This is a genomic window from Pseudomonas sp. RT4P38, assembly GCF_054897765.1.
Genome location: NZ_CM142703.1, coordinates 2,568,998 through 2,590,732, shown reverse-complemented (window position 1 = coordinate 2,590,732; position 21,735 = coordinate 2,568,998). Strand labels below are relative to the sequence as shown.

Genomic DNA, 21,735 nt, shown 5'->3' with positions numbered 1-21,735 from the left:
TCTGATCATCCGGAGTCACGATGAACGCTTCCCCCTTGCGCATCGGCATTGCCGGTGCCGGTGCCATCGGCTGCACCCTGGCGGCCCGCCTTGCGGGTAAAGGCCATACGGTCAACGTACTGGCGCGAGGTGAAACCTTGACCGCCATCCGCCGTGACGGCATCCACCTGTCCGATCTGGACGGTCACCACCACGTGCGAGTCGAGGCCAGCGACGACGCTGCCAGCCTTGGCGAGCAAGACCTGATCTTTCTCTGCACCAAGGCACAAGCCCTGGCCAGCCTGCTGCCGCAACTGCAACCGATGATCGGCGCCGAGACGGTGGTGATCCCGGTGATCAACGGCGTGCCGTGGTGGTACTTCCACGGTGAAGGCGGACGCTACGACGGGCAACGGGTGAACGCGGTTGATCCGCAGTCGACGCTCAACCAGGCCTTGGACCTGCGCCACGTGATCGGCTGCGTGGTGTTCATCACCGCGTACTGCCCGGCCAACGCGGTGGCTGAATCGAACACACCGCACCTGATGATTTTCGGTGAACCCGACAACCGCCTCAGCCTCCGCCTGGAACGTGTGCGTGCACTGATCGAAAGTGTCGGCATCGAAGCACGAGCCACCGACCGCATCCGCGACAATCTGTGGACCAAGATCATCGCCAACCTCACCTCCAACCCGCTCTCGGTGATTACCGGCGCGACGCTTGATCAGCTTTACAGCCTGCCGGAGTTACGCGACCTGGTCAGCAGTTGCCTGCACGAAGCCTTGCTGACGGCCGCCGCGTACGGCGCGCGCGTGAGCATCGATCCACGGACCTTTCTCGAACTCGGCGCCGGCATGGGCGCCGTGCGCACTTCAATGCTGCAGGACTATGAGAAAGGCCGCCCACTGGAGTTGGCCGCCATCGGCGACGCGGTGCTGGAGTTGGCCGATGGCATGGCGATCCCGATGCCCGTTACTCGACACCTCATTGCCCTGGCACGCTTTCGCGGCGAACAGGCCCGTCACTGAATCACTACGACAAGGACTCCTACATGGACCATACCCCAATGGCAAACCCGCACGCGTACAGCGACGAAGAATGGGCACTGCGCGTGCAACTTGCGCACTGCTACCACCTGGTGGATTTCTTCGGCTGGACCGAGACGATCTTCAACCATATTTCTGCACGCCTTCCCGGCCCGGCACACCATTATCTAGTCAACCCGTTCGGCCTCAATTACACCGAAGTGACGCCGCAGAACCTGCTCAAGGTCGACCTGCACGGCAAGAAGCTCGAGGACTCACTCTACGACGGCAACCCCGCCGGTTTCGCCCTGCACAGCGCCGTGCACGGTGCTCGTTCGGACATTCAGTGCCTGATCCATACGCACACCACGCCGATTTCGGCCATCGTCATGAAGAAGGCCGGTTTTGCCCATAACGACTTTTACGGTGCGCAACTCTACGGACGGATCGGTTACCACACCTTCGAAGGCATCACGCTGTTCGATGACGAAAAAGCGCGGATGATCGACAGCCTTGGCGACAAGCACATCCTGGTGCTGCGCAACCACGGCATTGCCGTCGGCGAAAGCAGCATTGCCAAGGCGTTCTTCCTGCTGTGGACAGTGCAGCGCGCCGCCGAAATTCAGTGCCAGGCCGGCGCTCTGGGCGGCGAGGACAATCCGCTGCCTGAAGCGATCAGCCAGAAGTGTGCCGAACTCACGGCCATGCTCATTCGGGACAGCGGCTTCGCTGTGAAATTTTTCGACGCCATGGTTCGCAAAATGCGCGCCGAACGCGGCCAGTGCTGGTAATCGCGGGAGCGTTCAGTGGCTAAGTCAAAGGAATACACGCCGCAGGTCATCGTTGCGGAGCAGCCAGAAATACCGATCTCCCGCCTGGATGTTCACGGCCATCTGATCGCCTGCAACGAGGCCTATCTGGCGCTCAGCGGTTACGCCCGGGAGGAGCTGCTGAACCAGCCGCATGAGCTGATCAATCACCCGCTGATGCCCAAGCGAGTCATTGATCGTATGTGGGAGACGTTGCGCAGAGGTGTGCCGTGGACAGCACCCATGATGGGTCGCGATAAACAGGGCACGACGTTCTGGTGCAATCTCTATGTGGTGCCACTGCTCGAGGGCGGTCAGCTGAATGCCCTGGGTACGGCGTATCACTCGATGGACGCCACCCAAAGCCTACGAGCAGAAAAACTCTATCGACGCTTGAACGACGGCCACGGTCCGCTGACTTTTACCCCGCGCGCGCAGGAACACGCCAGTAGCCAGGGTATCGCCTGGCTACTGGGACTTGGGGTCACAGGCGCCATGGTCGTCGGACAGATCGAACTGGCACCCGGCCTGCTGGTGATCGGCGGAGTACTCGCCGCGAGCTGGCAATGGCGAGCCAAACAGCGTGCAGATGTCCGCCGGATCATGGCCCGGCATGATCAGGTCTACAGCGACGCGTTGCTGGCCCCGCTCCAGGAAGGCAGTGCCAGCGTCGCCAGCCGTTTTGACATGGCCCTCAACAGCCAGAACACGCGGATGCGCACGGTCATGGCGCGCATCCGCATCAACGGCGAGACCGTGCGTCAACGCGCGCAAGAATCGTCGACACTGGTGCAGGCCCAATCCGGTCACCTGCAACGGCAACTCGAAGAAGCCGAGCAGTCCGCCGCCGCGGTCCATCAAATGAGTGCCACGATCCAGGAACTGTCGCGCAACCTGCAACACGCGGCCGAGGCCACTCAAGCGGTGGATCGCCTGGCTCGCGATGGCGACCGGATGTCCGGGCAGAGCCAGCGTTCGATGACCGGCCTGTGCACCTCGGTCGAGGAAATTGGCCAGGCAGTCAGCCGCCTGGCGGAATCGATCGAATCAATCAGCGGCGTCGCGCATGTGATTCGCAGTATCGCCGAACAGACCAATTTGCTGGCGCTGAACGCGGCCATCGAAGCGGCCCGCGCCGGCGAGACCGGACGCGGTTTCGCAGTGGTCGCCGATGAGGTACGCAGCCTCGCGACCCGCACCCGAGAATCCACTGAACAAATCCAACGCTCGATCGAGCAGTTGCGTGACGGCAGTGCCTTGGCGCTCGCCACGGCACAGCGCGGCGAGTCGGCTGCACGGGAATCACGCGAAGACGTGGCCCAGGTCCAAACAGCGCTGCGGCGTATCTGCGAGGAAGTCGGACAGATCTCCGGCATGAGTTTGCAAATGGCCTCGGCCATCGAACAGCAAGGTCAAGTCGCCCAAGAGATCAATGGGCAGATTTCCCAGATCGTGAACCTGGCGCAAACCAGCAGCGATCAGTCCCGACGCAGCACCCAGATCGGCGAGGAGCTGCATCAACTGGCCAACTCCCAACTCGACTTGGCCCAGCGTTTTCTAAAGGGCTGAGCGATTCATTTTCATGTATCAGGCCTGACGTCGCAGGGTCTCGGAAGGCAGGCAGCGGTACTGCTTGCGGTACCGCATCGCGAAATGACCGAAGCTGGCGACCCCGTGACGCAGCAAAATATCCGTCACGCTGTCGGCCGGCCCGGTCTGCTGCAGGGCCACGTAAACCAGGGCCAGCCGACGCGTGCGAAGCGAAGAAATGGTCAGCCCGCCCTTGCGCAAAATCGCGCTCTGCTTGCCCAGGCTGATCACCGGCGTCGATTTCCACCGGTGCACCGTAGTGCAGATCGAACAACGCAGAGCTACCGAAAAATACGCCATGCACCAGAGCAAGGCGCCCGGGTAACGATGGCGTCACCGATACACCCAACTGCGAACCGCTGCCGCCGACTGACTGATTGCCAACCCTGAAGGGGCCAAACAGCATGACCAGCAAAACACCGACCGAGGTCACCCGCAAAAGCTATGCCTACGAATGGTATGCCGTTGCCGTTTGCATGCTGGCCTATATTTTTTCGTTCATCGATCGTCAAATCCTGGCGTTGATGATCGAACCGATCAAACACGACATGCAGTTATCCGACACGCAGTTCAGCCTGCTGCACGGCCTGGCTTTTTTCCTGTTCTATGCCTTGCCCATCGCCCTACTGGCGGACAAATTTTCCCGACCGAAAATCATCGCCATCGCCATCGCCATCGGCATCGCGTTCTGGAGCCTGGCGACGGCCCTGTGCGGGGTGAGCAAAAACTTCCTGCAGATGTTCATGGCGCGTATTGGTGTGGGAATTGGCGAAGCAGCGCTGTCGCCGGCCACCTACTCGATGCTGAGCGATATGTTCCCCCGGGAAAAACTCGGGCGCGCGGTGGCGATCTATTCGATCGGCTCGTTCATCGGCGGCGGCGTGGCTTTTCTGATTGGCGGCTATGTCATCGACCTGCTGAAGAACCTCGACAGTGTCGCCGTACCGCTACTAGGCGAAATGCGACCGTGGCAGGTGACGTTTTTTCTGGTGGGACTGCCGGGTGTGCTGGTTGTCCTGCTGATTGCCCTGACCGTTCGCGACCCGGCCCGCAAGGGCTTGAAACTGGACGCCGCGGGCAAGGTCCACGCGCCCAGGATGAAACAGGCGTTCAATGCCGGCGTCAACCGCGGCCATGCAGATCCTGCCGCCAAATCAGCGCGCTGTTCCTGCTGATTTCCAATCTGATCGGCCTGGGTCTTGGTACCACGCTGGTCGCGCTGCTCACCGACCGGCTATTCCACAACCCGGCCATGGTCGGCTCGTCGATTTCCCTGCTGAACGCCTTCGCAGTCGCACTCACCCTGTTCTTGCTGATCAATGGTTGCCGACACTTCCGTGAGAGTCTCAAGCACGAAGGCCTGGCCTGACGGCCATACCTGAGGCACGCTGCGGCGTGTCTGCTGGTTTTTTACTGCGGGCGGCGCGACAATGGCGCCCGCTATCAAACCCGCTCACCTGAAAGACTACGCCAACCTTTATGACCACCCCGAAAAAGCGCCTGAGCCGATACAACCCCGCCAGCGAAGACTTCAAGAAGGAAGAGTTTCCCTTCTACTGGCTGGCTCGCCTGCATGGCCGCTACTCCATGGCCATGGAGAAAGCGCTGAAAAAAATCGATATGGACATCCCGCGCTGGCGGATTCTGTTCATCCTCAAGGAAAATGGCGAGTCGAGCATTTCGGAAATCTCCATCCATGCCATCGCGAAGCTCTCGACCATTACCAAAATCGTGTATCGCATGAAAGCCGACGGGCTGGTGGAGACCAATACCAGCGCCAGTGACGGGCGGGTGACTCAGGTCTCGCTCACCGATAGCGGCCGCCATACCATCGAAGAGATCCAGCACGGCACCAGCGATATCTTCCGCACCAGTTTCAAAGGCCTGACTGAAGCCCAGATCACCAAACTGAACGGAACACTGGAAAAAATATTCAATAACCTGCCGGAAGACTGACCCGCAACGACCAACGCTGTGGGCTGAATCGGATTTCTGCTTTTTTACAGGCACAGCATTCACCACCGATAGCTGATCCCTTTACAAGCAATCGCGCAGTGCGTGGATTGCAGAGCGAAAAGTGAGTGGAACGTAACCTGACCGTGAGCTACGTGGTCCAGTAGGGCCCGCTGAAGGACTTGAGCATTGGCCCTGCGCCACGCCTCACTGCCCACGGAAGTGTCCACGCAACGGGACAGCGATGAGCATCGCTTCTGAGGAGGCTCTTACCGCTGGATCGTGCTGCATTAGCGTGGTCGAAATCGTCGATCCAGCTCACTTATCAAGCCGGACAAAAGCCCTGCCCGGAACAAACACCAACCTTGGAATCAGCTGAGGTGTCCACCCAGAGCCAATGGTTTTGTGGGGGTAAAAACCACTTAAAATAAAAAGGGGTTGCGGGATAAAATCTCGCAACCCCTTGACTTATATGGTCGGGACGGAGTGATTCGAACACTCGACCCCTAGCACCCCATGCTAGTGCGCTACCGGACTGCGCTACGCCCCGACTAGGCGTGAATCTCGTTCCTCATCTCGAAGAACGCTCAAGAATATATCGCAAGCGTTTGAAAACTGGAAGTATTCAAACGCATGAATTTATTTCTTGAGCACCACCAGCACATCTTCCAATTCGGCAATCATCTGTCGAATCATCTGCTTGTATTGAGTGGTATCGTCTTTAGCTTCATCGCCGGACAAGCGCAAACGTGCACCACCGATGGTGAACCCCTGATCATAAAGAAGCGCGCGGATCTGCCGGATCATCAGCACATCTTGTCGCTGATAGTACCGGCGGTTTCCGCGGCGTTTGACGGGGTTGAGTTGAGGAAACTCCTGCTCCCAGTAGCGCAGCACGTGCGGTTTTACCGCACACAGCTCGCTGACTTCACCAATGGTGAAGTAGCGTTTGCCTGGGATGACGGGTAGCTCGTCGTTATGACTTGGTTCCAGCATAAGCCTCAACTCGGGCCTTCAACTTCTGCCCTGGACGAAAGGTGACCACACGGCGAGCCGTGATCGGGATTTCTTCACCCGTTTTCGGATTGCGGCCAGGCCGCTGGCGTTTGTCCCGAAGGTCGAAATTGCCGAAACCGGACAATTTGACTTGTTCGTTGTCTTCAAGAGCGTGCCTGATTTCTTCAAAAAACAGTTCGACCAATTCCTTGGCTTCCCGTTTATTCAGGCCCAGCTCTTCATACAGACGTTCCGCCATCTCAGCTTTCGTCAGAGCCCCCATACGTCACTTCCTTAACGTGGCGTTCAACCTTTGTTCGAGCGAGGTGAGGATGTTTTGCGTCGTGGTATTCACCTCATCGTCATTAAGAGTGCGCGATGGATGCTGCCAGGTCAAGCCGACCGCAAGGCTTTTTCTATCAGGATCAATGCCTTTACCCTGATATACGTCAAATAGCCTGAGGTCTGTCAGCCATTCGCCTGCATTTTCACGGATTACGTCCAGTACGGCACTGGCTGCGACGTCTTTGTCAGCCAGCAGCGCAAGGTCACGACGCACCTCAGGAAAACGCGACAACTCCTGGAATTTAGGCATTTTACCCAATGCCACTTCAGCCAAAACCAGCTCGAAAACGAAGACCGGGCGGTCGAGACCGAGGGTTTTCGACAATTCAGGGTGGATGGCACCGACGTAACCGACCAGACGACCTTCACGCTCGATGCGTGCGGTTTGACCAGGATGCAGCGCCGGGTGTTTGCCCGGTACGAAAGAGAACGAATCCAGTGCACCGGCGAAGCCCAACACCGCTTCCACGTCGGCCTTGACGTCGAAGAAGTCCACGACATCGCGACCTTGTGCCCAGCCTTCCGGCAGACGGCTACCGCAAACAACACCCGCCAGCATTGGCTCTTGCTTCAGGCCTTCCAGCTGACCGACGAAACGCAGGCCGCTTTCGAACAGACGGACGCGATCCTGTTGACGGTTCAGGTTGTGCTGAAGCGCCTTGACCAAGCCCGGCCACAGAGACGAACGCATGGCGGCCATGTCGTTCGAAATCGGGTTGGCCAGCAACAGCGGTTCGACACCTGGATTAAACAGCTCAAACTGTTTCGGATCGATGAAGCTGTAGGTGATCGCTTCCTGATAGCCACGGGCTACCAGCAGACGGCGCAGCTCTGGCAGATCGCTACGCGCTTCCGCTTTGGCTCGCGGCGCCAGACGAGCTTGCGGGTAGCGAACCGGTAGACGGTTGTAACCGTACAGACGGGCCAGCTCTTCGATCAGATCAACTTCCAGGCTGATGTCGAAGCGATGGCTTGGCACTTCAACGCGCCACTGCCCTGCCCCATCGGCAGAAATCTTCAGACCCAAGCCACCGAGCAGACGCTCGACTTCAGCCGAATCCATTTCCATACCCAGCATCTGAGTGATGCGTTGCGCACGCAAAGTAACCGGCGCAACCGACGGCAGATGCTGCTCGCTGACGGTTTCGATAATCGGGCCAGCTTCGCCGCCAGTGATTTCCAGCAGCAGGCCGGTGGCGCGCTCCATCGCTTCACGGGCCAACTGCCAGTCCACGCCACGCTCGTAGCGGTGCGAGGCGTCGGTGTGCAGGCCATAGGAACGGGCCTTGCCAGCGACAGCAATCTGATCGAAAAACGCGCTTTCCAGGAAAATATCGCGAGTGGTCGCGGTGTTGACACCGCTGTGCTCACCGCCCATGACGCCGGCGATAGCCAAGGCGCGGGTGTGGTCGGCGATCACCAGCGTATCGCTACGCAGGCTGACTTCCTGACCGTCGAGCAGCACCAGCTTCTCACCCTCTTCGGCCATACGCACGCGGATGCCGCCATTAATTTCGGCGAGATCGAACGCGTGCAGCGGTTGACCCAGTTCCAGCATCACGTAGTTGGTGATGTCGACGGCAGCGTCGATGCTGCGCACGTCGCCACGACGCAAGCGCTCGACCATCCACAACGGTGTCGGCTTGGACAGGTCGACGTTACGGATCACGCGACCGAGGTAACGCGGGCAAGCGGCGGGCGCCAGCACTTCAACCGAGCGCACTTCGTCGTGCACAGCTGGAACGGTAGCAACGACCGGACGGGTGACTTCGGCGGCATACAGCGCGCCCACTTCACGAGCCAGACCGGCGAGGGACAGGCAGTCGCCGCGGTTCGGGGTCAGGTCGACCTCGATGCTGGCGTCGTCCAGGCTCAGGTACTCACGAATGTCCTGACCCACCGGCGCGTCGGCCGGCAATTCCATCAGGCCGTCATTGCCTTCGCCCACTTGCAGCTCGGCCTGAGAGCAAAGCATGCCGTTGGACTCAACGCCGCGCAGCTTGGCTTTCTTGATTTTGAAGTCGCCCGGCAGTTCGGCACCGATCATGGCGAACGGGATCTTCAGGCCCGGGCGCACGTTTGGTGCACCGCATACTACCTGGAAGGTCTCCGAGCCATTGCTGACCTGGCAAACGCGCAGCTTGTCGGCGTCCGGGTGCTGCTCGGTGCTCAGCACCTCGCCCACGACCACGCCATTGAACTCACCGGCGGCGAGCGTAACGCTATCGACCTCAAGACCGGCCATCGACAGACGAGCAACCAGCTCGTCGCGACTTACCTGCGGGCTTACCCAGCCACGCAGCCATTGTTCACTGAATTTCATCCTGCTCTCCTAAGAATTCGTTACGACTAGCGAAATTGCGCAAGGAACCGCAAGTCGTTGTCGAAGAACAGACGCAAGTCGTTCACGCCGTAACGCAGCATGGCCAGACGCTCGACGCCCATGCCGAAGGCAAAGCCCGAAAACTCTTCCGGGTCGATCCCGGACATGCGCAGCACGTTCGGGTGAACCATGCCGCAACCCATCACTTCCAGCCAGCCCGTCTGCTTGCAGACACGGCAGCCTTTACCGCTGCACATCACGCATTCCATGTCGACTTCAGCGGATGGCTCGGTGAACGGGAAGTAGGAAGGTCGGAATCGTACGGCCAGTTCTTTTTCGAAGAACACGCGCAGGAACTCTTCGATGGTGCCTTTCAGGTCGGCGAAGTTGATGTCGCGATCGACCAGCAGGCCTTCGACCTGGTGGAACATCGGCGAGTGGGTGATATCGGAATCGCTACGGTACACACGGCCCGGGCAGACGATGCGGATCGGCGGCTGTTTCGACTCCATGGTGCGGACCTGTACCGGCGAGGTATGGGTGCGCAACAACATGTTGGCATTGAAATAGAAGGTATCGTGCATCGACCGGGCCGGGTGATGGCCTGGGATGTTGAGCGCTTCGAAGTTGTGGTAGTCGTCTTCGACCTCAGGGCCTTCGGCGATGCCGTAGCCGATGTGGGTGAAGAACTGTTCGATACGTTCCAGAGTGCGGGTAACCGGATGCAGACCACCCGAGGTCTGGCCACGGCCAGGCAGGGTCACGTCAATGGACTCGGCGGAGAGTTTGGAGGCTAGATCAGCTTCTTCAAACAATGCCTTGCGCGCATTAAGAACCTCTGTGACACGCTCCTTGGCAACGTTGATCAAAGCACCGACTTGCGGACGCTCTTCTGCCGGCAAATTCCCCAGGGTCTTCATCACCTGAGTCAATTCGCCCTTTTTGCCAAGGTAGTGAACCCGGATTTGCTCCAGGGCATTGATATCTTCAGCGCTTTGCACAGCCTCTAGTGCTTGAGAGACGAGCGCATCCAGGTTTTCCATGTACAGACTCCAGATACAAAATAGGGGAAGAGCTTGAAGGCTCTTCCCCTATTTATGACGTTTAACACCTGGCCCCACAGAGGTGAGGCCGGGTGACTGTCGGGGGTACTTAAGCCAAGGTGGCTTTAGCTTTCTCGACAATCGCAGCAAACGCCGCTTTTTCGTTCACTGCCAGATCAGCCAGAACCTTACGGTCGATCTCGATGGACGCTTTTTTCAGGCCGGCGATGAAACGGCTGTAGGACAGACCGTTGATACGTGCACCAGCGTTGATACGAGCGATCCACAGAGCGCGGAACTGACGTTTTTTCTGACGACGGTCACGGTAGGCGTATTGGCCTGCCTTGATTACCGCTTGCTTGGCAACACGGAATACGCGCGAGCGAGCGCCGTAGTAGCCTTTAGCAAGTTTCAGAATTTTTTTGTGACGTTTACGGGCAATGACGCCACGCTTTACACGAGCCATGAGTTACTTCCTCTATTCTTGACTAAATTAACGAAGGCGCAGCATGCGCTCGACTTTTGCCACGTCACACGGTGCCAGCAAGCTGCTACCGCGCAGTTGACGCTTACGCTTGGTCGACATTTTAGTCAGGATGTGGCTCTTGAAAGCGTGCTTGTGCTTGATACCGTTAGCAGTTTTCAGAAACCGCTTAGCAGCACCACTTTTAGTTTTCATTTTTGGCATGTTCGGATACTCCGCATTCAGTTGATAAACATAATCAGAAGGCCTGCCGTGCCCTATTGATTATTTCTTCTTTTTCGGGGCGATGACCATGATCAGCTGGCGTCCTTCCATCTTAGGATGCTGTTCGACCGAACCGTACTCGAGCAAGTCACCTTCAACTCGCTTGAGGAGTTCCATCCCCAGCTCCTGGTGGGCCATCTCACGGCCGCGGAATCGCAAGGATACCTTGGCCCTGTCCCCATCACTCAGGAAACGTACCAGGTTGCGCAGTTTTACCTGGTAATCCCCTTCCTCCGTCCCTGGACGAAACTTGATTTCTTTAACCTGAATCTGCTTCTGGTTTTTCTTGGCCGCGGCAACCTGCTTCTTCTTCTCGAAGATCGATTTGCCGTAGTCCATCAGTTTGCAAACAGGGGGTACTGCATCGGCGGAAATTTCCACCAAATCCAGTTTGGCCTCTTCAGCCTTAAGAAGCGCGTCTTCAATTGACACAATCCCAAGCTGTTCACCTTCAGCCCCAATTAACCGAACCTCGCGTGCCGAGATATTCTCGTTGATCGGGGCTTTCGGTGCAGCTCGTTTATCTTGTCTCATTTCACGCTTAATAGTAATTACTCCGAATCTGGGCGACCACGCCGGGAAACCGCTTGCGCGAGAAACTCAGCGAACTGGGCGACGGGCATCGAGCCCAGGTCAGCACCTTCACGAGTACGCACAGCGACAGTCTGCATCTCGACTTCCCGATCTCCAATAACCAAGAGATAAGGAACCTTGAGCAAAGTATGCTCGCGGATTTTAAAGCCGATCTTTTCATTTCTCAAGTCAGACTTGGCACGAAAACCGCTTTCATTGAGAGTTTTTTCAACCTCAGCAGCAAAATCGGCCTGTTTATCTGTGATGTTCATGATCACTGCCTGGGTCGGAGCCAGCCACGCGGGGAATGCACCCTCGTAGTGCTCGATCAGGATTCCGACGAAACGTTCGAAGGAGCCGAGGATCGCCCGGTGCAACATCACCGGGTGCTTGCGACTGTTGTCTTCGGAGACGTATTCGGCTCCCAGACGGACAGGCAGGTTAAAATCGAGCTGCAGGGTACCACACTGCCAGACGCGGCCGAGGCAATCTTTCAGCGAGAACTCGATCTTCGGACCGTAGAAAGCACCCTCGCCCGGCTGCAGATCGTATGGCAGGCCAGCGCTATCAAGGGCTGCAGCCAATGCAGCTTCGGCGCGATCCCACAGTTCGTCGGAACCGACGCGTTTTTCCGGACGAGTGGACAGCTTCATTTCGACTTCTTTGAAGCCGAAGTCGGCGTAGACGTCCATGGTCAGCTTGATGAATGCTGCGGATTCGGCCTGCATCTGCTCTTCGGTGCAGAAGATGTGGGCATCGTCCTGAGTGAACGCACGCACACGCATGATGCCGTGCAGCGCACCCGATGGCTCATTGCGGTGGCAGGCACCGAATTCGGCCAAACGCATCGGCAACTCACGATAGCTTTTCAGGCCCTGATTGAACACTTGCACGTGGCAAGGGCAGTTCATCGGCTTGATGGCGTAGTCGCGGTTTTCCGACTGAGTGGTGAACATGTTGTCAGCGTAGTTGGCCCAGTGCCCGGATTTCTCCCAGAGGCTGCGGTCAACGACCTGCGGAGTCTTGATCTCCAGATAGCCGTTGTCGCGCTGAACCTTGCGCATGTACTGCTCAAGCACTTGATACAGCGTCCAGCCGTTGGGGTGCCAGAACACCATGCCTGGCGACTCTTCCTGGGTATGGAACAGGCCCAGACGCTTGCCGATCTTGCGGTGGTCGCGCTTTTCAGCTTCTTCGATGCGCTGGATGTAAGCCGCCAACTGCTTTTTGTCGGCCCATGCGGTGCCATAAACGCGCTGCAATTGCTCGTTCTTGGCATCGCCACGCCAGTAGGCGCCGGACAATTTGGTCAGCTTGAAGGATTTCAGGAAGCGCGTGTTCGGCACGTGCGGACCGCGGCACATGTCGACGTATTCTTCGTGATAGTACAGGCCCATGGCCTGCTCGTTCGGCATGTCTTCGACCAGGCGCAGCTTGTAGTCTTCGCCGCGGGCCTTGAACACTTCGATCACTTCGGCACGCGGAGTGACTTTCTTGATGACGTCGTAATCTTTTTCGATCAGCTGCTGCATGCGCTGTTCGATCGCGGCCAAGTCGTCCGGAGTGAAAGGACGTTCGAAGGCGATGTCGTAATAGAAGCCTTCGTCGATGACCGGACCGATAACCATTTTGGCGGTCGGGTACAGCTGCTTGACCGCATGGCCAACCAGGTGGGCGCAAGAGTGGCGAATGATCTCCAGCCCCTCTTCATCCTTTGGCGTAATGATTTGCAGCGTGGAATCGCTGCCGATGATGTCGCTGGCGTCGACCAGCTTGCCATCGACCTTGCCGGCCACGGTGGCTTTGGCCAGACCTGCACCAATGGATGCGGCGACCTCGGCTACGGAAACCGGGTGATCGAATGAACGTTGACTGCCGTCGGGAAGAGTAATAGTTGGCATGGCGCCTCCTCTCCTAGTGGTGACCCCTACCAAAGGTCACGTGGGTTGGGATGAGCCAGTACAAGATCCGATCCAGGCCATTCAATGACGAACGCCTGCCTTACAGCGGCAGGAGCCTTGCGGCCAACCGGAAAACCGAACCAGAGTGACTGGGATTCAAATCAGGGTTATTCGCACATTTGCCGCTACCGGGACTGAAGGTCATCCGGAGCCTGCAAACGCCCGAGCGAGGCATGCTAGCACAGATGAACGGTCGTCGATGCAACGAGGATTTGTACCGGGGCAAATCGGGCAATTTTATGCCAGAGTGCTGAACTTGAACCCCGCTTTACCGCTCAGATAACAAGACATTGACCCACAAGGAGCATCCCAGCATGCGTCTGAATCGTTTGTTCGCAGTAATCGCCCCAATCGTTCTGCTGCTGCCACTGGCCGCCCATGCCGATTGGCCAAAAGGCGAGCGCGAGAAATACATGGCTCAGTGCACAGAAGCGGCCACTCCGCAGATCGGTGCTGCAGCAGCTAAGGCTCACTGCGCTTGCGGCGCCGATGCCATCAAATCGTACCCTGCCAAAGACATCCAGTCCCTGATGGACAACACCGCCAGTGATGCCCTGAAACAAAAAGCACTCACCCAAATCTCGTCCTGCAAAGCCGATAACAAGGCGAAAAAATAAGCCCGACCGAGCGCTTTTTGAGCCTGCAACGACAGCAAAAAGCCTCTGAAAACTGCTTTTTTGTACAATTTATTCAGGTTTTACAGGTTTTTTTATTGTCTTTACTTTTGGCTGAAAGCCTTTTAAAACGGGGCTTGCAGCCAAACAAAGCAGCAAAGAGAACGCGACTGCAGGGCAAACAGCACGTCCGGGGGGCTCCCAAAGCGAACATTTCGACTATGATACCCCGGTGTGCCCAGTTGGCCTGAGCAGCACAGCACTACTGAAAATATATGTTTCTTGGAGATACACCATGTCTAATCGCCAAACCGGCACCGTTAAATGGTTCAACGATGAAAAAGGCTTCGGCTTCATCACTCCTCAAGGTGGCGGTGACGACCTGTTCGTACACTTCAAAGCTATCGAAAGCGACGGTTTCAAAAGCCTGAAAGAAGGCCAAACCGTTTCCTTCGTGGCTGAGAAAGGCCAAAAGGGTATGCAAGCTGCACAAGTCCGCGCTGAGTAATTTTCAGCCGCACTAAAAAAACCCCGTCCATGTGACGGGGTTTTTTATGGGCGGAACAAAAGCCTGAGTGATCAGCCGCAGTTGACGCGGGTGACGACCCGACTGGCATCGGTGTTCAGGTTCAGGCGATCTGAGCGGTACTCCAGGGTCACCATGTCGGAAGGCAAGAGGAACCGTGCATTTTGTGCGCCTGCGCGGGTACGCGCCTGCTCCAGCAATTCGGGCGAAGCCTTTTTGCCTATGGTGAATTCGGCAGCCTTTGCCTCACAACGGCTGTGGCCAGTGTCAGTCGTCGCCACAGAGTCTGTAGCCGACTCGGTGGAGGTAGTGCTACAACCGGCCAGCATGGCAACGGCCAACAAAGTACCCAATGACGCGAGCTTCCAAGGCATGAAGCCTCCTTTTCAATAGTTAAGCTGAGATCGTGCGACCGCCAATCTGGCGTTTGGTTTCACAGGGGTACTAGCACCCTGCCCCGATCCGGAAAAGCGGCGAGTTTGCCTGAGCATTCCCTGCCGTTCATCTCGCAATCGTGACTGAATATGAACAGCGCTCAATAGACATCAATGTAGTCGAAGGGTGGATTCGGCCAATTTTCCTTGAGCGCATTGAAAATCTGCATGACCCAGACTTCGTCGCTGGCCGCGACCAATCCTACATAACCGGAACCCTTGGCCCACGTCTCCAGACGAAATAGCAGCCCGCTGATATCAGTGCCGCCCACAACGCCTGACGAAATGTAGGCGATGCCGCCCTTGGTCACCCGCAATTGAGTGTGCTCATCGTCGCTGGCGGAGGCCAGCAGCTGACGCACGGCCTCAAGGGTCAAGCCGTCAGGAGCGTTCAAATCGATCTGCACAGCACAGTCCTTGAAAATTCGTCAAAGACCAAGTGTCGCATAGCCCTCCCCTCATGCCTAAGTCGGAGTGTCAAAAGCCGCGCAAAATGGTTAACTCAATACTTAGACTTTCCCGACTTCACGAGCGCCATCATGACCACCGTAAGCATCGACGCCGACATCAAAGCCAAGTGGCCACAGGGCCACAGCTCTTACAGCCCGGGCAGCCCGGAAGAGTTGGCAATCATTGGCATCGATCTATTGGTCAAGGAGCTGGGGACTGAAGCGGCGCAATCCTTCATAGCGCAGGTGTTCGAGAAGTACCCGGCCGACTACAAAGGTGCTGAATACAACGAAAGGGAGTGAAACCCGCAGCCTGGCACCTGCGGGCGTGAAACTTACTTCAGACGCGCCAAACGCTCGGTCAGCAGGTCAAAGAAGCCCTGGGCGTCACCACTTTCAACCCAGAAGGCATTCTTCGGCGCTTTAAGGCCGTCATACCAGTCGACGATGGTTTGGCCGAACGTCGCGCCTTCGCGGCTATCAACGACCACATTGACCGAACGACCACTGAATAGCTCAGGCTTGAGCAGGTAGGCGACGACGGTTGCGTCATGCACCGGACCACCCGGAATACCGTAGTGCTCCATGTCGCCTTTGACGTATTCGTTGAGAATATCGCCTACCAACTTGCTGGCATTGTTGTTGATTGCCGCGATCTGCTTCAGGCGCGCTTCGCTGGTGAGGATCTTGTGGGTCACGTCCAGCGGCAGATAAGTCAGCTTCACGCCACTTTTCAGCACCACTTCCGCAGCCTGCGGGTCAGCGAACAGGTTGAACTCGGCCACCGGAGTGATGTTGCCACCATTGAAGTGCGCACCGCCCATGATCACCACTTCCTTGATGCCCTGAACGATTTCAGGCTCCTGGATCAGCGCCAGGGCCAGATTGGTCTGCGGACCCAGCATGGCAATGGTGATGCTATGGGGCTTGGCGGCTTTCAAGGTATCGATCAGGTAATTGACCGCACTGCCTTCGGCCAGGCCTTTCTTTGGCTCATGTACGGTGACGCCCGACAGGCCTTCCTTGCCGTGGATGTTCTCGGCATAAATCGGCGTACGCATCAGCGGCTTCGGTGCGCCCGCGTAGACCGGCACCTCCTCGCGCCCCGCCCACTCGCGGGCCAGCCGCGCATTACGCGAAGTCTTGTCCAGACGCACATTGCCGGCGACGGTGGTCAGCGCACGAATGCTCAGCTCTTCCGGCGACGCCAGGGCAAACAGCAAGGCGACCACGTCGTCGGCACCCGGATCGGTGTCGATGATCAAGTCGATTTTTTCCGCCGCCTGGGCGCTTGTTGCGGTAATCAGGGACAAAAGCAGCAGACTCCGGAGCAGGTGGTGCAGTTTCTGAGCATAGCGGTGCATAGCGCACTCCTTGTGCGTGGGACAGCAGAAAGACAACAGCGAGTTAGAACGTGACCCCCGCCACCAGCACGATGTTGCAATACGGCTGACATTCGCCTGTACGGACAATCGCCCGCGCCTGCCGACTGAGGACTTTGAATTGGTCATGACTGAGCAGCTCACGCTGACCTAGCGCACCGTCAGCATTCAGCTCATCGAGCGTCGCCAACGCCGAAGGTTTCTTGTCCAGGATCTCCAGAGCCAGCACATGGCTCTCGACCTGCATTTCGCTGAGTACAACCTTCAACGTGCTGACGAAATCCGGGATGCCATGGGTCAAGGCCAGGTCGATCAGTTCAACGCCTGGCGGCACCGGCAGACCGGCGTCGCCGATCACCACCCTGTCGCCATGGCCCAGGGATGCGATCAGCCGCGACAGTGCGACATTGAGCAAAGGTGTCTTTTTCATGGTGCTTTAAAGGCCTGTACGTCGGACAAGGTGGGGATCGAGGGTTGCGCGCCAGCACGGGTCACCGACAACGCTGCGGCGACCTGACCGAAACGGATCGCTTCGACTTCGCTTTTGCCGGCCGCCAGTGCCGCGGCGAAGCCACCGACGAAAGTGTCGCCAGCCGCCGTGGTATCGACAGCTTTCACCTTCGGCGCAGGGAAATGCTCGAAGCTTTTGCCGTCAGCAAACAGCGAACCCTGAGCACCCAGGGTGATGATGACCTTGCCGACGCCCATGGCGATCAACCGGTTCGCAGCGATTTCAGCAGATGCCAGAGAATCCACTGACAAACCACTCAGGGCCGAGGCCTCGCTTTCGTTGGGAATCAGGTAATCGATGGACGCGTACCAGTCCGCCGGCAGCGGGCGGCTGGCCGGTGCCGGATTGAGAATCACGGTCTTACCCAATTCACGGCCGCGCTTGAGCGCATGACCGACTGTGGCATCCGGCACTTCCAGCTGACAGATGATCACGTCCGCGGCCTGCAATACTGCATCGAAACGGTCGATCACCGCGGGCGTCAGCGCGCCATTGGCACCGGCAACGATCACGATTGCGTTCTGGCTGTTGTCATCGACCACGATCAACGCTACGCCGCTGGAATCGTCGACAGTGCTGACCGCCTGGCAATCGATCTGCTCGGCCAACAGCGCCCCGCGCAGTTCTTCGCCGTAGGCATCGCTGCCCACGCAACCGACCATCGACACCTGCGCTCCCAACCTCGCCGCGGCAACCGCCTGATTCGCGCCCTTGCCACCGGAAACCGTGGCAAACGACTCGCCGATCAGCGTCTCACCGCCACGGGGCAGCCGTGGCGCACGGGTGACCAGGTCCATGTTCAGGCTGCCTATAACAACTACTTTTGCTGGCATACATCACTACTCATCAATTCTGTTTCGGCGGTGCGTTTGATTTAGCGGCTTTCCATTTCAACGGAACTGGGCGAACACACCGGCCAGCGGCGCAGTCGACTCCCGCAGGACAATACTGGGCGTCACGATCCGTTGATCGGTGGCCATATCCGGTGTGGCGATTCTTCTTAAAAGCACTTCGGCTGCCATCTCACCGAGTTGCAGAATCGACTGCCCCACGGTGGTCAGCGCCGGGTACACATAGCGACTCATCTGAATATCGTCGAAGCCGATCACCGACAGCTCCGTCGGCACACGAATATTGCGCTCGGCCGCCGCTCGCAGCACACCGATGCCAATCATGTCGTTACCGGCGAAGATCGCGCTCGGTGGGTTCTGTTCCAACAGGATCGCAGCGGCGTTGTAACCGCCAGTGCTGGTGAAATCGCTTTCAAGCATGCGCTCGCGTGGTACGTCGACACCCGCTTCTTTCAGGGCACGGCAATAACCGGCCAAACGCATCTGCGCCACGCTGGTACTCGCCGGTCCACCAATGGTGGCGATATCCCGATGCCCCAACTCCAGAAGGTGGCGGGTCGCCAGATAGGCGCCGTATTCGTGATCGATGCGCACCAGATCGGCATTTACACCTTCCAGTCCACGGTCAACGATCACCATCGGTGTACGCACGCCTGCCAGGCCTTCTGCCAACCCTGCATCACCGCCGGCCGAAGCGACGATCAGCCCGTCGATGCGTTTTTCCAGCAGTACGCGCAGGTAGCTGCGTTGCTTGTCCGGGTTGTCGTCGGAATTACAGAGGATCACGCAGTAGCCGTTACGCTCGCAGTAATCCTCAATGCCTCGCGCCAATTCGGCGAAGTACGGGTTGAGGCTGTTGGGCACCAGCAAACCGATGGTCGCCGTGGTTTTGGCCTTGAGGGACCGGGCCACGGCACTGGGTACGTAGTCGAGGGTTTTGATCGCGGCCTCGACCTTGACCCGTACCGCTTCACTGACCGGCCGGGTCTTGTTCACTACGTGGGAAACCGTGGTGTAGGAAATTCCCGCGAGCGCTGCCACATCCTTGATTGTTGCCATGACTCAGGTCCGCCGGCTTGCGCGCTGACTGCGATAAGTATCAAGCACCACCGCCACCACGATCACCGCGCCGGTGATGATGCGTTTGGTGGGCTCAGTCGCGCCGATCTGCGCGAGACCGGCCGCCAATACGGAAATGATCAAAACCCCGAAAAAAGTGCTGATGACGGAACCGCGCCCGCCCATCAGGCTGGTACCGCCGATCACCACCGCGGCGATCACTTGCAGTTCCAGTCCGGAACCGGCATTCGGGTCCGCCGCTTCCAGGCGCGAAATTTGAAACAGCGCGGCGATACCGGCCAGCAATCCCATCAGACTGAACACCAGGATCTTATAGGGCCTTGGATTGATCCCCGCCAGACGCACCGCCTCTTCGTTGGTACCAATGCCGATCAGGTAACGACCGAACACGGTACGCGTCAGCACCGCCTGGGCAATGAAGATGATCAGCAAGGCAATGATGAACGACGGCGAGATGCCGAAGGCGATCGGGTTGGACAACCAGGCAAAGGCGTCACCGATATAGGCCGTGCGCGATCCGGTCATCTGATACGCCACGCCGCGGGCCATTTCCAGTACGCCGAGGGACACGATGAACGACGGAATCCGCCACGCCACTGTGATCGACCCGGTGATCGTCCCGGCCAGTGCCGCCGCCGCCATTCCGAGCAGCGCCGCAGGCAGTACGCTCCAGCCCCAACCGAGAATGGCCACGCTGACCGTTGACGCCGCGAGCGCGAGCACCGAACCCACCGACAAGTCGATGCCGCCAATGATCAACACGAACGTCATGCCGACCGCCAGCACCATCAAGTCCGGAATCTGGTTGGCCAGGGTGCTGAAGGTGTCATATGACAGGAAATGGCTGCTCAGAACCGAGAACAGCGCGACCATTGCCAGCAAGGCACCGGCCAGGCCCAGATAGGTGCCGAGGCCGTAAAAGTTGCCACTACGTTTGCCGGCAGACACTGCAGTATTCATGTGAGATCCCTAGGCGCTGCTTCATTGAGCAACGCATCACGTTTTTGGTAGCCAGCGAACGCCGCGGCAAGCAAATCATCCTGGGTCCAGCTATCGCGCTCAAAGGTGTCGATCAGACGCCCCGCCGAGAGCACGCCGATCCGGTCGCAGATCAACATCAGTTCACGCAGGTCGCTGGACACCACCACCAGCGCTTTGCCTTGCCGGGTCAGCTCGCCGAGCAAGGCATAGATGTCAAACTTGGCGCCGACGTCGATGCCACGCGTTGGCTCGTCGAACAGCAACACCGAACAATCGCGCTCCAGCCAACGGCCGATCACGACTTTCTGCTGGTTGCCGCCGGAGAGTTCCGACACCAGTTGTGTTGGGCTGGAACTGCGGATGCGCATGGCGTCGATCTGACGCTGGGCCAGGGCCATCTCGTCACCGTTGTTGACGAATCCACCGCTGGAAATCACCGGCATATTACCCAAGGCAATATTGGCGCTGATCGATTGAGTCAGCAGCAGGCCTTCGCCCTTGCGGTCTTCGGTGATCAGGGCGATGCCATGACCGACCGCGTCAGCCGGTGACCGGATACTGACAACCTGCGCTGGCGAACCGAGCGAAACGGTGCCGCTGTCTGCGATGTCAGCACCGAAAATCAGCCGCAGCAACTCGGTGCGCCCCGCCCCGATCAAACCGGAAATCCCGTAGATCTCGCCAGCGCGTACTTCGAAGGATACGTCGCGAACCTTGTCGGAACGGGTCAGCCCTTTGACCGTCAAGGCTGGAGCACCGATCTTGCGCGGGCCCATGTCGATGTGTTCGCCGAGTTCACGACCGACCATCAGCGTAACCAGTTGCTCGCTGTTGTAATTGGCCATCGGCTCGACGCAAACCAGGTTGCCATCGCGCAGTACCGCAATACGCTGGGCGACCCGCGCCAGTTCTTCGAGACGGTGCGAGATATAAACGATCGACACGCCGCGAGCTTGCAGACGAGTGATTTGCTCGAACAACATCTCGACTTCACGATTCGTCAACATCGCAGTCGGTTCGTCAAGGATCAGCACGTGGCAATCGCCGATCAGGTTGCGGGCGATCTCCACCATTTGCTGGTGACCAATGCCCAATTCGCCCACCAGCGTGTCCGGGTCAATCGCGTCGAGGCCGACCTGGGCCATGGCTTCGATCGCAGCCTTGCGCAATTGCTTGCGACTGATCCAGCCGCCGTTGCTGGGCAGGTTATCGAGAAACAGGTTTTCAGCCACCGACAGGGTCGGCAACAGATTGAGTTCTTGCATCACCATGCGGATGCCCAGGTCTTCGGCCTGCGTGCGGCTGCCGGGGCGGTATTCCTGACCCTGGAATTGCATCTGGCCGGTGGTCGGTGTGACCAACCCGCCGATGATTTTCGACAAGGTACTTTTGCCAGCGCCGTTTTCGCCGGTCAGCGCCAGCACTTCACCGCGCATCAGCGTCAGGTCGATGCCGGTCAGGACGGGTTGGGCGTAGGTCTTACCGATACCGCTGACCGAGAGGACAGCGTTCGGGGCGGAAACTGACATAAAACTCTCCATGCGCTCGCCCGGACGGGCGAG

The 21,735-nt window shown here is 58.3% G+C and carries 25 protein-coding genes and 1 tRNA gene; 8 read left to right on the top strand and 18 right to left on the bottom strand.

Annotated elements, in window-relative coordinates; genetic code table 11:
- Positions 1-20 precede the first annotated feature (20 nt).
- The 3 genes from ACYZT7_RS12125 to ACYZT7_RS12115 are packed head-to-tail and all read left to right on the top strand — an operon-like array spanning position 21 to position 3,382.
- Positions 21-1,007, top strand: a complete 987-nt coding sequence (locus ACYZT7_RS12125; RefSeq protein WP_462041185.1) for a ketopantoate reductase family protein — start codon at positions 21-23, stop codon at positions 1,005-1,007.
- Between the two features lie 23 nt (positions 1,008-1,030).
- Positions 1,031-1,795: a class II aldolase/adducin family protein gene (locus ACYZT7_RS12120; RefSeq protein ID WP_462041184.1), complete on the top strand. Its 765-nt coding sequence runs from the start codon at positions 1,031-1,033 to the stop codon at positions 1,793-1,795.
- 15 nt (positions 1,796-1,810) lie between these two features.
- Positions 1,811-3,382, top strand: a complete 1,572-nt coding sequence (locus ACYZT7_RS12115; protein ID WP_462041182.1) for a methyl-accepting chemotaxis protein — start codon at positions 1,811-1,813, stop codon at positions 3,380-3,382.
- An 18-nt stretch (positions 3,383-3,400) separates the two neighbouring features.
- Here ACYZT7_RS12115 and ACYZT7_RS12110 read toward each other — a convergent pair whose 3' ends face one another.
- Positions 3,401-3,703, bottom strand: a complete 303-nt coding sequence (locus ACYZT7_RS12110; protein WP_462041181.1) for a hypothetical protein — start codon at positions 3,701-3,703, stop codon at positions 3,401-3,403.
- Positions 3,704-3,807: 104 nt separating this feature from the next.
- Between ACYZT7_RS12110 and ACYZT7_RS12105 the strand changes: the two genes are divergently transcribed.
- Together ACYZT7_RS12105 and ACYZT7_RS12100 are read left to right on the top strand one after the other, a co-directional pair.
- A complete protein-coding gene (locus tag ACYZT7_RS12105) occupies positions 3,808-4,578 on the top strand; it encodes an MFS transporter (protein WP_462041180.1) in 771 nt (256 codons plus the stop codon).
- 304 nt (positions 4,579-4,882) lie between these two features.
- Positions 4,883-5,359, top strand: coding sequence for a MarR family winged helix-turn-helix transcriptional regulator (locus ACYZT7_RS12100; protein ID WP_462041179.1), 477 nt, complete (start codon positions 4,883-4,885; stop codon positions 5,357-5,359).
- 470 nt (positions 5,360-5,829) lie between these two features.
- On the opposite strand, the gene ACYZT7_RS12095 is transcribed toward ACYZT7_RS12100, so the two are convergent.
- The 9 genes from ACYZT7_RS12095 to thrS form a co-directional block, all read right to left on the bottom strand.
- Positions 5,830-5,906, bottom strand: a tRNA-Pro gene (locus tag ACYZT7_RS12095).
- Positions 5,907-5,995: 89 nt separating this feature from the next.
- Entirely contained in the window at positions 5,996-6,352 is a 357-nt protein-coding gene (locus ACYZT7_RS12090; RefSeq protein WP_003179985.1) for a MerR family transcriptional regulator, read from the bottom strand.
- Entirely contained in the window at positions 6,333-6,635 is a 303-nt protein-coding gene (ihfA, locus tag ACYZT7_RS12085; RefSeq protein ID WP_002553164.1) for an integration host factor subunit alpha, read from the bottom strand. Before ihfA ends, ACYZT7_RS12090 begins: the two co-directional genes overlap by 20 nt.
- 3 nt (positions 6,636-6,638) lie before the next feature.
- The gene (gene pheT / locus ACYZT7_RS12080; RefSeq protein WP_462041178.1) at positions 6,639-9,020 is read right to left on the bottom strand and encodes a phenylalanine--tRNA ligase subunit beta; all 2,382 of its coding nucleotides are present in this window, start codon (positions 9,018-9,020) and stop codon (positions 6,639-6,641) included.
- A gap of 26 nt (positions 9,021-9,046) precedes the next feature.
- Complete coding sequence (gene pheS / locus ACYZT7_RS12075) at positions 9,047-10,063, bottom strand: phenylalanine--tRNA ligase subunit alpha (protein ID WP_462041177.1); 1,017 nt, start codon at positions 10,061-10,063, stop codon at positions 9,047-9,049.
- 109 nt (positions 10,064-10,172) lie between these two features.
- A complete protein-coding gene (rplT, locus tag ACYZT7_RS12070; RefSeq protein WP_007905879.1) occupies positions 10,173-10,529 on the bottom strand; it encodes a 50S ribosomal protein L20 in 357 nt (118 codons plus the stop codon).
- Positions 10,530-10,556: 27 nt separating this feature from the next.
- Positions 10,557-10,751: a 50S ribosomal protein L35 gene (gene rpmI / locus ACYZT7_RS12065; RefSeq protein ID WP_008145659.1), complete on the bottom strand. Its 195-nt coding sequence runs from the start codon at positions 10,749-10,751 to the stop codon at positions 10,557-10,559.
- Positions 10,752-10,811: 60 nt separating this feature from the next.
- Positions 10,812-11,363 carry a translation initiation factor IF-3 gene (infC, locus tag ACYZT7_RS12060; RefSeq protein ID WP_176469887.1) on the bottom strand — a complete coding sequence of 184 codons (552 nt, stop codon included), beginning with the start codon at positions 11,361-11,363 and terminating at the stop codon, positions 10,812-10,814.
- The gene (gene thrS / locus ACYZT7_RS12055; protein ID WP_462041176.1) at positions 11,363-13,285 is read right to left on the bottom strand and encodes a threonine--tRNA ligase; all 1,923 of its coding nucleotides are present in this window, start codon (positions 13,283-13,285) and stop codon (positions 11,363-11,365) included. Before thrS ends, infC begins: the two co-directional genes overlap by 1 nt.
- A gap of 374 nt (positions 13,286-13,659) precedes the next feature.
- On the opposite strand from thrS, the gene ACYZT7_RS12050 reads away from it, so the two are divergent.
- Both ACYZT7_RS12050 and ACYZT7_RS12045 read left to right on the top strand, forming a co-directional pair.
- Positions 13,660-13,962 carry a hypothetical protein gene (locus ACYZT7_RS12050; RefSeq protein ID WP_462041175.1) on the top strand — a complete coding sequence of 101 codons (303 nt, stop codon included), beginning with the start codon at positions 13,660-13,662 and terminating at the stop codon, positions 13,960-13,962.
- A 292-nt stretch (positions 13,963-14,254) separates the two neighbouring features.
- A complete protein-coding gene (locus tag ACYZT7_RS12045) occupies positions 14,255-14,467 on the top strand; it encodes a cold-shock protein (RefSeq protein ID WP_007905882.1) in 213 nt (70 codons plus the stop codon).
- Between the two features lie 71 nt (positions 14,468-14,538).
- On the opposite strand, the gene ACYZT7_RS12040 is transcribed toward ACYZT7_RS12045, so the two are convergent.
- Together ACYZT7_RS12040 and ACYZT7_RS12035 are read right to left on the bottom strand one after the other, a co-directional pair.
- On the bottom strand, positions 14,539-14,859 hold the full coding sequence (locus ACYZT7_RS12040; protein WP_462041174.1) for an I78 family peptidase inhibitor: 321 nt from the start codon (positions 14,857-14,859) through the stop codon (positions 14,539-14,541).
- 161 nt (positions 14,860-15,020) lie between these two features.
- Positions 15,021-15,326: a hypothetical protein gene (locus ACYZT7_RS12035; RefSeq protein WP_461964683.1), complete on the bottom strand. Its 306-nt coding sequence runs from the start codon at positions 15,324-15,326 to the stop codon at positions 15,021-15,023.
- 132 nt (positions 15,327-15,458) lie between these two features.
- Between ACYZT7_RS12035 and ACYZT7_RS12030 the strand changes: the two genes are divergently transcribed.
- Positions 15,459-15,671 carry a hypothetical protein gene (locus ACYZT7_RS12030; RefSeq protein WP_033061806.1) on the top strand — a complete coding sequence of 71 codons (213 nt, stop codon included), beginning with the start codon at positions 15,459-15,461 and terminating at the stop codon, positions 15,669-15,671.
- Positions 15,672-15,703: 32 nt separating this feature from the next.
- Here the strand turns inward: ACYZT7_RS12030 and ACYZT7_RS12025 are convergent, their stop codons facing one another.
- From ACYZT7_RS12025 to ACYZT7_RS12000, 6 genes are read right to left on the bottom strand one after another with little or no spacing between them, the layout of a single operon-like run.
- The gene (locus ACYZT7_RS12025) at positions 15,704-16,732 is read right to left on the bottom strand and encodes a nucleoside hydrolase (RefSeq protein ID WP_462041173.1); all 1,029 of its coding nucleotides are present in this window, start codon (positions 16,730-16,732) and stop codon (positions 15,704-15,706) included.
- 43 nt (positions 16,733-16,775) lie between these two features.
- Positions 16,776-17,180, bottom strand: coding sequence for a D-ribose pyranase (gene rbsD, locus ACYZT7_RS12020; RefSeq protein ID WP_462041172.1), 405 nt, complete (start codon positions 17,178-17,180; stop codon positions 16,776-16,778).
- Positions 17,177-18,094, bottom strand: a complete 918-nt coding sequence (gene rbsK / locus ACYZT7_RS12015; protein WP_462041171.1) for a ribokinase — start codon at positions 18,092-18,094, stop codon at positions 17,177-17,179. Before rbsK ends, rbsD begins: the two co-directional genes overlap by 4 nt.
- A 57-nt stretch (positions 18,095-18,151) precedes the next feature.
- Complete coding sequence (locus ACYZT7_RS12010; RefSeq protein ID WP_462041170.1) at positions 18,152-19,171, bottom strand: LacI family DNA-binding transcriptional regulator; 1,020 nt, start codon at positions 19,169-19,171, stop codon at positions 18,152-18,154.
- A gap of 3 nt (positions 19,172-19,174) precedes the next feature.
- Positions 19,175-20,152: an ABC transporter permease gene (locus ACYZT7_RS12005; RefSeq protein WP_462041169.1), complete on the bottom strand. Its 978-nt coding sequence runs from the start codon at positions 20,150-20,152 to the stop codon at positions 19,175-19,177.
- Complete coding sequence (locus ACYZT7_RS12000; protein WP_462041168.1) at positions 20,149-21,702, bottom strand: sugar ABC transporter ATP-binding protein; 1,554 nt, start codon at positions 21,700-21,702, stop codon at positions 20,149-20,151. Before ACYZT7_RS12000 ends, ACYZT7_RS12005 begins: the two co-directional genes overlap by 4 nt.
- Positions 21,703-21,735: the final 33 nt, after the last annotated feature.